Genomic DNA, 11790 nt, shown 5'->3' on the forward strand with positions numbered 1-11790 from the left:
CATGCTGGTCTGGCTCGCACAGAATTTTCAACAGGACTTCGGCTTCTTGCGCCTGTTCAACTTCATCACCTTCCGCGCGGTGTTCGCCACGCTCACGGCCTTGCTGATCGGCATGATCGCCGGCCCCGCCGTGATCCGCATGCTCACCCGCATGAAGGTCGGCCAGGCCGTGCGCACCGACGGTCCGCAGACCCACCTGATCAAGTCCGGCACCCCGACCATGGGCGGCGTGCTGATCCTGATCGGCATCGGCATTTCCACCCTGCTGTGGGCGGACCTGTCCAACCGCTTCGTCTGGATCGTGCTGATCGTCACGCTCGGCTTTGGCGCCATCGGCTGGGTCGATGACTACCGCAAGGTGGTCTATCGCGACCCGCAGGGCATGCGCTCGCGCGAGAAGTATTTCTGGCAATCGCTGATCGGCCTGGTGGCCGCCTTCTACCTGGCCTTCTCGGTCTCGGAAGTGAGCAACATGAAGGTCTTCGACCTGTTCGTGGCCTGGGTGCGTTCTGGCTTCAGCCTGGACCTGCCGCCCAAGGCCGACCTGATCGTACCCTTCTTCAAGACCGTCAGCTATCCGCTGGGCGTCTGGGGCTTCATCGCGCTGACCTATTTCGTCATCGTCGGCACCAGCAACGCCGTGAACCTGACTGACGGCCTGGACGGCCTGGCCATCATGCCCACCGTGCTGGTGGGCGCGGCACTGGGCCTGTTTGCCTACCTGACCGGCAATGCCGCCTATGCCAAGTACCTGTTCATCCCGCATATCCCGGGCGCCGGTGAATTGCTGATCTTCTGCGGCGCCATGGGCGGCGCCGGGCTGGCCTTCCTCTGGTACAACGCCTACCCGGCGCAGGTGTTCATGGGCGACGTCGGCGCGCTGGCGCTGGGCGGCGCGCTGGGCACCATCGCCGTGATCGTGCGCCAGGAGATCGTGCTCTTCATCATGGGCGGCATCTTCGTGGTGGAGACACTGTCGGTGATGATCCAGGTGGCCTATTTCAAGTACACCAAGAAGCGTTTCGGCACCGGTCGACGCGTGTTGTTGATGGCCCCGCTGCATCATCACTATGAGCAGAAGGGCTGGAAGGAAACCCAGGTGGTGGTGCGGTTCTGGATCATCACCATGATGCTGGTACTGCTGGGCCTGTCGACGCTGAAGCTGCGCTGACCCGGGAGCCGGAAAAGATACGCGCCCCCTTGCCATGTGGCCAGGCGGCGCTTTTGTAGCAGGCAGATTTGAAGAAGTGAGTTTGGAAACAACAATGAACTATTCGGGCAAACACGTTCTGGTGCTCGGACTCGGTGAGTCCGGCCTGGCAATGGCGCGGTGGCTGGTCTACTGCGGCGCCAGCGTGCGCGTGGCCGATACCCGTGGCGAAGCAGCGCTGGCCGAGCGCCTGGCCGCGCTGCGCGCGGATGCGCCCGAGGCCCAGGCCGTGCTGGGACAGCCCTTGTCCCCGGCCTTGCTGGAGGGCGTGGATTTCGTCGCCGTCAGCCCGGGCCTGGCTCCCGAGGGCGAACTGGCGCCGCTCATGCCCGCCATCGCCGAACGCAGCCTGCCGCTGTGGGGCGAGATCGAATTGTTTGCCCAGGCGCTGGTCGCCTTGCGCGAAGAGACCCTGTATCAACCCAAGGTGCTGGCCATCACTGGCACCAACGGCAAGACTACCGTGACGCGCCTGACCGGCCTGTTGTGCCAGCGCGCCGGCCTGTCGGTGCAGGTGGCCGGCAACATCAGCCCGGCTGCACTGGATGTGCTGCGCGAAGCCGTGATCAGGGACAAGGTCTTCCTGGCCGAACTGGCCGAGCAGGACGCCCTGGCCGCGGCCCAGGCCGCCGCCGAAGCCGAGGCCCAGGCAGCCCAGCAGGCCGTGCTGGACGCGCAGCAGGAAGCCGAAGCCGAGAAACACCGCCGTGCCGCTGCCCGCATCGAAGAAGCGGCCTCCATTGCGGTGCCGGTGCTGCAGTCGCATCCCGTTGCGCCGGCATCCCTATCCGAATCTGAACAGGAGACGGCTGCGCAGCTGGACCTGCTGGATGCGGCCGACGCCTCCGGAGAGCATGCGCAGGACCATCAGCCGCCCGCCGCCGACGTATCGCCCAGCGCAGCAGAGGCAGCCAGCCAGGTCGATGCAAGCGCTGCCGATGAGCCGGACACCAGCGAGAGGGTGGCCACCGATGAGGCTGACGCGGTGGCACAAGACGCGTCCGCCGCCGCCGCCGCCGCGACCCTGGACGTGGCTTCCGACGTAGTCCCGCAAGCCCAGCCGGATGCGCCCGCCACCACGGGCGAGGCCATGAACCTGGGAGACTTCATGGAAGTCTCGCGCAAGGCCGAGGAAGACGCGCTGGTCGAGGTGCCGCCGCCACCGCCGCCGGAGCCCACCTATCGCGGTTCCATGCCGCAGGCCTGGGTGCTGGAGTTGTCCAGCTTCCAGCTGCACACCACGCATAGCCTGCAGGCCGACGCCGCCACTGTGCTGAACCTGACCCAGGATCACCTCGACTGGCACGGCAGCATGGAACACTATGCCGCCGACAAGGCCCGCATCTTCGGCCAGCACACCGTGCGCGTGCTCAACCGCGACGATGCGCTGGTCATGCAGATGGCTGCTGCCGGTAGCGCGCTCTCGACCTTCGGACTGGATGAGCCGACCGCGCCCAACAGCTTCGGCCTGGTCAATGACAACGGCATGCTGTGGCTGGCCAATGCCTTCGTCCATGAAGATGACGAAGTGCCCGAAGGCAAGCGCCGTCGCAAGCAGAAGGACATGCTGCCGCCGCCGGTCACCCTCAAGCGTCTGATGCCCGCCGACGCCCTCAAGATCCGCGGCGCACACAATGCGATGAACGCCCTGGCTGCGCTGGCCCTGTGCCGCGCCATCGATCTGCCGATGGCGCCGCTGCTGCACGGCCTGCGCGACTACACGGGTGAACCGCACCGGGTGGAGCTGGTGGGCGTGATCCAGGAGGTCGATTACTACGACGACAGCAAGGGCACCAATGTCGGCGCCACCGTGGCTGCGCTCAACGGCCTGGGCCTGGGTGGACGTCCCAATCGCATCGTGTTGATCGCCGGTGGCGACGGCAAGGGCCAGGACTTTTCGCCGCTGGACCTGCCGGTGCAGAAATATGCCCGCGCGGTGCTGCTCATTGGCCGCGATGCGCCGGCCATACGCGCTGCGCTGGCCGACAGCGGTGTCGAGCTGATCGATTGCGCCAGCCTGGAAGCGGCCGTGGAAAAGGCGGGCGAGATCGCTACCGCCGGCGACATCGTGCTGCTTTCGCCGGCCTGCGCCAGCCTGGACATGTTCCGCAACTACGCCCACCGCGCCGAAGTCTTCGTCGATGCGGTGCGCGAACTGGCGCTCTCGCGCGGTGAGGTGCTGGCATGAAACTGAACCTGTCATCGATGCGCAGCTGGCTGGGCGGCCTCAGGGAAGCCGCTCCGGCGGCGGCCGGTCGCGCCCGCAGTGGCCGTGGCGGCGCATCGGGCAGCATCGGTTTCGAGCAGCGCTCGCGCATGATGGAATACGACCAGCCCCTGATCTGGGTGGTCCTGCTGTTGATGCTCTTCGGCATGGTGATGGTCTACTCGGCCTCGGTGGCCTTGCCAGATTCGCCCAAGTACGCCTCCTATTCGAACTACCATTTCCTGATCCGTCAGGCCATCTTCATCGTGCTCTCCATCATCGCGGGCGCGCTGGCCTTCCGCGTGCGCATCGAGACCTGGCAGAAGTGGGCGCCCTACCTGTTCGGCATCACCCTGATCCTGCTGCTGATGGTGCTGGTGCCGGGCGTGGGCAAGGGCGTCAATGGCGCCAAGCGCTGGCTGTCCTTGAAGATCATCAACCTGCAGCCGTCCGAACTGATGAAGCTCTTCATCGTCCTGTACGCAGCCGACTACACCGTGCGCAAGCAGGCGGTGATGCACAAGCTGGTCAAGGGCTTCTTCCCCATGGCCGCAGCCGTCGGCCTGGTCGGGCTGCTGCTGCTGCTGGAGCCTGACCTGGGCGCCTTCGGCGTGATCGTCTGCATCGCCATGGGCATCCTGTTCCTGGGCGGCATCAATGGGGTCTGGTTCGGCGGCATCGGCGCGACCCTGGTTGGCGTGTTCTCGCTGGTCATCGTGACCTCACCCTGGCGGCGCGAGCGCATCTTTGCCTACCTCAATCCCTGGGAAGAAGAAAACGCCCTGGGCAAGGCCTACCAGCTGTCGCACTCGCTGATCGCCTTCGGGCGCGGCGAGCTCTTCGGCGTGGGCCTGGGCAGCAGCGTGGAGAAGTTGCATTACCTGCCGGAAGCGCATACCGACTTCCTGCTGGCGGTGATCGGCGAGGAACTCGGTTTTGTCGGCGTGCTGGTGGTGGTGCTGCTGTTCTACTGGCTGGTCAAGCATGCCTTCGAGATCGGCCGCCAGGCCATCGCCCTGGACCTGACCTTTGCCGGCCTGGTGGCCAAGGGCATCGGTATCTGGCTGGGCGTGCAGGCCTTCATCAACATGGGCGTGAACCTGGGCTTGCTGCCCACCAAGGGGCTGACGTTGCCGTTGATGAGCTACGGCGGTTCGGGCGTGCTGTTGAATTGCGTGGGCCTGGCCATCCTGTTGCGCATCGATTATGAAAACCGGGTGTTGATGCGCGGAGGTCGCCTATGAGCGCGCCCCGCAAGTTGCTGATCATGGCGGCCGGCACCGGCGGCCATATCTTCCCGGGCCTGGCCATTGCCGACACCATGCGCGCACGCGGCTGGGAAGTGAGCTGGCTGGGGACCTCGCACGGCATGGAGCGCGAGCTGGTGCCGTGCCATGGGGTGGAGATGGACAGCATCGTCTTCGCCGGCCTGCGCGGCAAGGGCTTGATGCATACCGTCAAGGGCGCGTGGCGTCTGGTGGCGAGCTTCTTCGATTGCTTCGCCATCCTGGGACGTCGCCGTCCGGATGTGGTCCTGGGCATGGGCGGCTACGTCACCGTGCCGGGTGGCGCGATGGCGCGCCTGCGCGGCAAGCCGCTGGTGCTGGTCAATGCCGACGCGGCGCTGTTGCTGTCGAACAAGGCGCTCACGCCGTTGGCCGACAAGGTCTTGTTCGGTTTCCCGGCGGATTTCGGCAAGGCCGCCGGCAAGGCCGAGGTGACCGGCAATCCGGTGCGCCAGGAAATCACCGCCTTGCCGCCGCCGGTCCAGCGTTATGCCGGTCGTCGTGGCCCGCTGAAGATCCTGGTGGTAGGCGGCAGCCTCGGCGCCAAGGTGTTGAACGAGACGGTCCCGGCCGCGCTGGCCCAGTTGCCGCTCGAGCAGCGCCCGCAGGTGACGCACCAGTCGGGCAAGCAGAATATCGTCGCGCTGCGTGCGGCCTACGAGGCTGCAGGCGTAGAGGCCGAGGTACTCGACTTCATCGAGGACATGCCGCGCCGCTATGCCGAGGCTGATCTGGTGATCTGCCGCGCTGGCGCGATCACGGTGTCCGAGCTGACGGCAGCGGGCGTGGCCAGCGTGCTGGTGCCCTTGGTCGTCTCGACGACTTCGCAGCAGATCGAAAATGCCCGCTGGATGGCCAAGAACAAGGCGGCGATTCACCTGCCGCAACGCGAACTGAGCCCGGACGCCCTGGCCGGTTTGCTGCAGAAACTGGACCGCGCTGCATGCCATGAGATGGCGCAGGCGGCGTACGAACAAGGCCGGCGCGACGCCAATGAGGCGATCGCGCGCGTGCTGGAAGGACTGGTAACACCATGAAGCATCGCGTCAAGAATATCCATTTCGTCGGCATCGGCGGCTCCGGCATGAGCGGCATCGCTGAAGTGCTGCTCAACCTCGGCTATGGCGTCTCGGGTTCCGACCTCGGCAGCAACGCCGCCACCCAGCGCCTGGCGCAACTGGGCGCGTGCATCCGCTATGGCCATGCGGCCGGGAATATCGAAGGCGCCGACGCCATCGTCACTTCCACCGCCGTCAAAGGCGACAATCCGGAAGTGCTGGCGGCCCGCAAGAAACACATCCCCATCGTGCCGCGCGCGGTCATGCTGGGCGAGCTGATGCGGTTGAAGAAGGGCATCGCCATTGCCGGCACCCACGGCAAGACCACCACCACCAGCCTGGTGGCAAGCGTCCTGGCCCAGGGCGGACTGGACCCGACCTTCGTCATCGGCGGCCGCCTCACCAGCGCGGGCGCCAATGCCAAGTTGGGCACCGGCGAATTCATCGTGGCCGAGGCTGATGAGTCGGATGCGTCCTTCCTCAACCTCACACCCGTGATCGAAGTCATCACCAATATCGATGCCGATCACATGGAAACCTACAACCATGATTTCGCGCGCCTGAAACAGGCCTTCGTCGAGTTCACCCAGCGCCTGCCGTTCTATGGCGTGGCCGTGCTGTGCCTGGATGACCCGCACGTGCGCGAGATCATGCCCATGGTCTCCAAGCCCATCCTCACCTATGGCTTCCACGAAGACGCCGATGTGCGCGCCATCGATGCCAAGGCGGTGGACGGCAAGATGGAATTCACCGTGATCCAGGATGGCTATGCGCCCATGCAGGTGAGCCTGAACCAGCCCGGCATGCACAATGTCCAGAACGCCTGCGCCGCCATCGCCATCGCGCGCGAGCTGGACGTGGACGATGCCGCCACCCAGAAGGCGCTGACCGAATTCAACGGCGTGGGCCGCCGCTTCACCCGCTACGGCGAGGTGCCGCTGTGGGACGCCGAAGGCAAGCCGGCCGGTCACTTCACCCTGGTGGACGACTATGGCCATCACCCCGTGGAGACCGCCGCCACCATCGCCGCCGCCCGTGGCGCCTATCCGGGCCGTCGCCTGGTGCTGGCCTTCCAGCCGCATCGCTATACCCGCACCCGCGATCTGTTCGAAGACTTCGTCAAGGTCTTGTCCTCGCCCGATGTGCTGGTGCTGGCCGAGGTGTACTCCGCCGGCGAAGCGCCCATCGTGGCCGCCGATGGCCGTTCGCTGGCGCATGCGCTGCGCGCGGCGGGCAAGGTGGAGCCGGTGTTCGTGGACGATATCGGCGATATGCCTGAGACCATCCGCAATGTGGTGCGCGATGGCGACGTCGTCATGACCATGGGCGCGGGTTCGATCTCGGCGGTGCCGGGTCGTCTTACCGCCCAGGCCGATGTGAAGAATGAACAGGGGGCAGCATGATCAGCCAGGACCAGATCAAGGCCTTTGGCCGCGTCGGCGTGCTCTTCGGTGGCCGTTCGGCCGAGCGCGAAGTGTCGATGATGTCGGGCAACGGTGTCTTGCAGGCCTTGCGCAGCAAGGGCGTGGACGCCCATCCCTTCGATCCGGCCGAGCGCAGCCTGGGTGAGTTGCAGGCCGAGCAGTTCGATCGCGTCTTCATCGCCCTGCATGGCCGCTATGGCGAGGACGGCACCTTGCAAGGCGCGCTGGAACAGATGGGCCTGCCCTACACGGGACCGGGCGTGATGTCTTCCAGCATCGCCATGGACAAGGTCATGACCAAGCGCATCTGGCTCTCGCATGGGCTGCCCACGCCGCGCTTCCTGACTCTGGACGCCCAGGCGACCACCCGCGAACAGCTGCGCCTGGTGCCCGATACGCTGGGCCTGCCGCTGATGCTCAAGGCGCCGCACGAGGGCTCCACCATCGGCATCGCCAAGGTCAACGGCTATTCGGACATGCAGGAAGGCTTCGACCTCTGCGCTCGCTACGACAAGGTGGTGCTGGCCGAGGAGTTCATCCGTGGCCGCGAACTGACGGTGCCGGTGCTGGGCACGGGCAGCGCTGCACGCGCCTTGCCGGTCATCGAGATCCGGGCACCGGAGGGTAACTATGATTACCAGAACAAGTATTTCACCGACGACACGAAATATTTGTGTCCGGCCCCGCTGGATGAGGAACTGACGCGCCATCTGCAGAATCTGGCGGTACAGGCCTTCAATGCCTTGGGTTGCCGTGGCTGGAGCCGTGTCGACTTCATGTTGCGCGAAGTCGATGGCAAGGCCGAGCCCTACCTGCTGGAAATCAACACCTCCCCCGGCATGACCGGCCATTCGCTGGTGCCGATGGCGGCCAAGGCGGTGGGCATGAGCTACGAGGATCTGTGTTGCGAGATCTTGCAGATGGCGGCGCTGGACATGACGCCTTCCAAGGATTGGACGCCGCAGGCGGGCCAGTCGTGATGGTTCGGGTTTAAGGGAGCGCGCGCGTCGATGTGGCAGGACGTCAAGATGCTCAACGCCATCAGCAGTGCGCTCCTTGCGCTGGTGCTGCTGGCCCTGGTGGCGTCGGGTTTGTGGTGGGTGGCGCAGCGGCCGATGTTTACGCTGCACACGATACGCATCGAGTCGGCGGGCGAGCTGCCGCTGGAGAAGGTCAATGCGTTGACGGTGCGGGCTACTGCAGTGCCGCGCATCCATGGCAATTTCTTCACTGCCGACCTGACGGCGGTGCGGGCGGCCTTCGAGGCCGTGCCCTGGGTGCGCAAGGCCATGGTGCGGCGTGAATGGCCGGACCGGCTGGTGGTGAAGATCGAGGAACACAAAGCCCTGGGGACCTGGGGCGAAGATGGCAAGTTGTTGTCGCAGAAGGGCGATGTGTTTACCGCCAACCTGGCCGAGGCCGAGGACGACACCGACCTGCTGGAGTTTGATGGCCCGCCCGGCAGCGAGAAGCAGGTGGTGGCGCGGCTGGCGCAGTTTCGCCAGTGGTTTGCGCCCATCAAGCTGGAGCCGGAGTCGCTGGTGCTGTCCAACCGCTATGCCTGGACGGTGCGGCTGGACAATGGCATGACGGTCGAGCTGGGCCGCGACCAGGGCGATGCGGTGTTGAAGGAACGTGTGGCGCGGCTGGTGGCGGTCTATCCGCAACTGCTGGACAGGCTGCAAGGAAAGATAGAAAGCGTTGACTTGCGCTATCCCAACGGGATGGCCTTGAAGGCGGATGGAATGGTGCTGGCGGCAATGAACGGGAAAAAGAAATAAGCGGAACGATATGACAAAAGACGCAAAGAATCTGATCGTCGGTCTCGACATCGGCACCTCGAAAGTGGTGGCGGTGGTGGCCGAGGTGCTGCCCGATGGCCGCCATGAAGTGATCGGACTGGGGCAGTCCGAATCCAAGGGGCTCAAGAAGGGGGTGGTGGTCAACATCGAGGCCACCGTCGAATCCATCCAGCGCGCCCTGGAAGAAGCCGAGCTGATGGCCGACTGCAAGATCCGCAATGTCTATACGGGCATCGCCGGCAGTCACATCCGCAGCTTCAATTCCAGCGGCATGGTGGCCATCAAGGACAAGGAAGTCACGGCGGCCGACGTCTCGCGTGTGATCGAGACCGCCAAGGCGGTCAACATCCCGACCGACCAGCAGCTGCTGCATACGGTCCCGCAGGAATTCATCGTCGACAACCAGGAAGACGTGCGCGAGCCCATCGGCATGAGCGGCATCCGCCTGGAAGTGAAGGTGCACATCGTCACCGGTGCGGTGTCTGCGGTGCAGAACATCGTCAAGTGCGTGCGCCGCTGCGGCCTGGAAGTGTCGGACCTGATCCTGCAGCCGATGGCGTCGGCCGATTCGGTGCTGACCACCGATGAGCGCGAGCTGGGTGTGGTGCTGGTCGACATCGGCGGCGGCACCACCGACGTGGCGGTCTTCACCGAAGGCGCGATCCGCCATACCGCCGTGATCCCGATTGCCGGCGACCAGATCACCAACGACATCGCCATGGCCCTGCGCACGCCGACGCTGGAAGCCGAGGAAATCAAGCTGCGCTATGGCGTGGCCAAGCAAATCCTGGCCGACCCGACCGAGACCCTGGAAGTGCCCGGCCTGGGTGACCGCAATCCGCGCACCCTGTCGCGCCAGGCGCTGGCGGCCGTCATCGAGCCGCGCGTGGAAGAGCTCTTCGCGCTGGTCCACCAGGTGGTGCGCGAGTCGGGGTATGAAGAGGTGCTGTCCTCGGGCATCGTGCTCACCGGCGGTTCGGCGATGATGCCGGGCATGACCGAGCTGGCCGAGGACATCTTCTTGAAGCCCGCCCGCCTGGGCACGCCCGAATACAGCGGCCAGCTGGCCGACGTGGTGCGCAGCCCGCGCTACTCGACCGTGCTGGGCCTCTTGCAGGAAGCCAAGAAGCAGTATCTGCGCGGCTACATCGTGACCCGCCAGGAGGGTTCGGTGAAGGCAGTCTGGCAGCGCATGAAGGAATGGTTCCTGGGCAATTTCTGAACGATGCAGGCGGCGTGAGCTTGCAGGAACGCCGAGTGCATCAGGATGTAAAAGCATTGGCCGTCAGTGATTCAACAGCGGTACGGTGCAGCATGAAAAACAATGAGAAGCAAATGGCAGCAAGGCAGCAAATGGGCAGGACAGTTTTTCGATTGGCAGTAACCAGGCAAGCAAATTAACGAAGTCAACGAATCAACGTTTAGACAGCAGTGATCAGTTGCTAGTCGTCACACCGCGTGATGCCTATCAACTGCCAGCTGCAGGACACATATATTTAAAGGAGTCATCATGGAAATCGATATGGTCGACAATGCTACGCTGGGTACGATCATCAAGGTCGTGGGCGTTGGCGGTGCTGGCGGCAATGCCGTGCAGCACATGATTAACAAGGGAGTGTCGGGGGTCGAATTCATCGCCGCCAACACCGACGCCCAGGCGTTGAAGCAATCCAAGGCGCACAACGTCATCCAGATCGGTGATACCGGCCTGGGCGCTGGCATGCAGCCTGACGTCGGCCGCCGTCTGGCCGAGGAAACCCGTGCCCGCATCGAGGATTCGCTGCGCGGCGCGCACATGGTCTTCATCGCAGCCGGCATGGGCGGCGGCACCGGCACGGGCGCTGCTCCCGTGGTGGCGCAGGTGGCCAAGTCGCTGGGTGCACTGACCGTGGCGGTGGTCTCCAAGCCGTTCTCCTATGAAGGCCAGAAGTGCATGGATATCGCCGACGCTGGTCTGGAAGAGCTGTCCCAGCATGTCGATTCGCTGATCATCATCTTGAACGAGAAGCTGGAAGAGATCTACGAAGACGACAGCATGATCGAATGGCTGTCCCACGCCGATGACGTGCTCAACAATGCCGTCGCCGGTATTGCCGAGATCATCAATGTGCCGGGCCACATCAACGTCGACTTCAACGACGTCAAGACCATCATGGGCGAGCAGGGCAAGGCCATGATGGGTACCGCCACCGCTTCCGGCGTGGACCGCGCCCGCGTGGCGGCCGAGCAGGCCGTGGCCTCGCCGCTGCTGGATGGCATCGACCTGTCCGGCGCGCGTGGCGTGCTGGTCAATGTCACCGCCAGCCGCAGCCTCAAGGGTAAGGAAATCAAGGAAGTCATGGCCACCGTGCGTGCCTTCGCGGCGCCTGACGCTTCCATCGCCCAGGGTATCGCCTATGACGACAGCATGGGCGACGAGATCCGCGTGACCGTCGTGGCTACCGGCCTGGGCCGTGCCCGCAAGGCCGTGCAACTGGTGCAGACTCCGGTCATGCGCACCGGCACCCACAACGAGCCGATCATGGCCGTTGGCGGCGCGATGCCGCAAGGCGGTGCGCAGGCCGCGCCTGCCTTCGGCGGCCTGAAGGCGCCGGCGGTATGGCGTCGCGAGTCGGCTTCCGACACCGTGCGCGCGCTGGAAAAGAACGGCATGGAAACCTACGACATCCCGGCCTTCCTGCGCAAGCAGGCGGACTGATCGTCGTCGCATTGGAGAGTCCGGCTTGCACAGTCGCAGCAGGCCGGACCGATCCAAGGCATACTAACGCCGCGCCTGGTGCGCGGCGTTTTTTATGCGCGCTGGC

At 64.9% G+C, this 11790-nt stretch carries 9 protein-coding genes; all 9 read left to right on the plus strand.

Annotated features, from left to right (window positions below):
• Position 1: 1 nt before the first annotated feature.
• The 9 genes from mraY (at position 2) to ftsZ (ending at position 11684) form a co-directional block, all read left to right on the plus strand.
• The gene (gene mraY / locus ACP92_RS01650; protein ID WP_013232381.1) at positions 2 to 1171 is read left to right on the plus strand and encodes a phospho-N-acetylmuramoyl-pentapeptide-transferase; all 1170 of its coding nucleotides are present in this window, start codon (positions 2 to 4) and stop codon (positions 1169 to 1171) included.
• Positions 1172 to 1265: 94 nt separating this feature from the next.
• Positions 1266 to 3398 carry a UDP-N-acetylmuramoyl-L-alanine--D-glutamate ligase gene (gene murD / locus ACP92_RS01655; protein WP_013232382.1) on the plus strand — a complete coding sequence of 711 codons (2133 nt, stop codon included), beginning with the start codon at positions 1266 to 1268 and terminating at the stop codon, positions 3396 to 3398.
• Positions 3395 to 4660 carry a putative lipid II flippase FtsW gene (gene ftsW / locus ACP92_RS01660; protein WP_013232383.1) on the plus strand — a complete coding sequence of 422 codons (1266 nt, stop codon included), beginning with the start codon at positions 3395 to 3397 and terminating at the stop codon, positions 4658 to 4660. Before murD ends, ftsW begins: the two co-directional genes overlap by 4 nt.
• Positions 4657 to 5739, plus strand: coding sequence for an undecaprenyldiphospho-muramoylpentapeptide beta-N-acetylglucosaminyltransferase (murG, locus tag ACP92_RS01665; protein ID WP_013232384.1), 1083 nt, complete (start codon positions 4657 to 4659; stop codon positions 5737 to 5739). The genes ftsW and murG overlap by 4 nt, the downstream gene beginning before the upstream one ends.
• Positions 5736 to 7163 carry a UDP-N-acetylmuramate--L-alanine ligase gene (murC, locus tag ACP92_RS01670; protein WP_013232385.1) on the plus strand — a complete coding sequence of 476 codons (1428 nt, stop codon included), beginning with the start codon at positions 5736 to 5738 and terminating at the stop codon, positions 7161 to 7163. Before murG ends, murC begins: the two co-directional genes overlap by 4 nt.
• Positions 7160 to 8164: a D-alanine--D-alanine ligase gene (locus tag ACP92_RS01675; RefSeq protein WP_013232386.1), complete on the plus strand. Its 1005-nt coding sequence runs from the start codon at positions 7160 to 7162 to the stop codon at positions 8162 to 8164. Before murC ends, ACP92_RS01675 begins: the two co-directional genes overlap by 4 nt.
• A 30-nt stretch (positions 8165 to 8194) precedes the next feature.
• Positions 8195 to 8965, plus strand: coding sequence for a cell division protein FtsQ/DivIB (locus tag ACP92_RS01680; protein ID WP_013232387.1), 771 nt, complete (start codon positions 8195 to 8197; stop codon positions 8963 to 8965).
• Positions 8966 to 8975: 10 nt separating this feature from the next.
• Entirely contained in the window at positions 8976 to 10208 is a 1233-nt protein-coding gene (gene ftsA / locus ACP92_RS01685; RefSeq protein WP_008334543.1) for a cell division protein FtsA, read from the plus strand.
• A gap of 288 nt (positions 10209 to 10496) precedes the next feature.
• On the plus strand, positions 10497 to 11684 hold the full coding sequence (gene ftsZ, locus ACP92_RS01690) for a cell division protein FtsZ (RefSeq protein WP_013232388.1): 1188 nt from the start codon (positions 10497 to 10499) through the stop codon (positions 11682 to 11684).
• Positions 11685 to 11790 lie beyond the last annotated feature (106 nt).

Source organism: Herbaspirillum seropedicae (assembly GCF_001040945.1).
GTDB classification, from domain to species: Bacteria; Pseudomonadota; Gammaproteobacteria; order Burkholderiales; family Burkholderiaceae_D; genus Herbaspirillum; species Herbaspirillum seropedicae.

Bases quoted from the DNA above. Each gene is read 5' to 3' on its own strand.
- mraY (WP_013232381.1), top strand. From the start codon at position 2: ATGCTGGTCTGGCTCGCACAGAATTTTCAACAGGACTTCGGCTTCTTG.
- murD (WP_013232382.1), top strand. From the start codon at position 1,266: ATGAACTATTCGGGCAAACACGTTCTGGTGCTCGGACTCGGTGAGTCC.
- ftsZ (WP_013232388.1), top strand. From the start codon at position 10,497: ATGGAAATCGATATGGTCGACAATGCTACGCTGGGTACGATCATCAAG.
- ftsW (WP_013232383.1), top strand. From the start codon at position 3,395: ATGAAACTGAACCTGTCATCGATGCGCAGCTGGCTGGGCGGCCTCAGG.
- ftsA (WP_008334543.1), top strand. From the start codon at position 8,976: ATGACAAAAGACGCAAAGAATCTGATCGTCGGTCTCGACATCGGCACC.
- murG (WP_013232384.1), top strand. From the start codon at position 4,657: ATGAGCGCGCCCCGCAAGTTGCTGATCATGGCGGCCGGCACCGGCGGC.
- ACP92_RS01680 (WP_013232387.1), top strand. From the start codon at position 8,195: ATGTGGCAGGACGTCAAGATGCTCAACGCCATCAGCAGTGCGCTCCTT.
- ACP92_RS01675 (WP_013232386.1), top strand. From the start codon at position 7,160: ATGATCAGCCAGGACCAGATCAAGGCCTTTGGCCGCGTCGGCGTGCTC.
- murC (WP_013232385.1), top strand. From the start codon at position 5,736: ATGAAGCATCGCGTCAAGAATATCCATTTCGTCGGCATCGGCGGCTCC.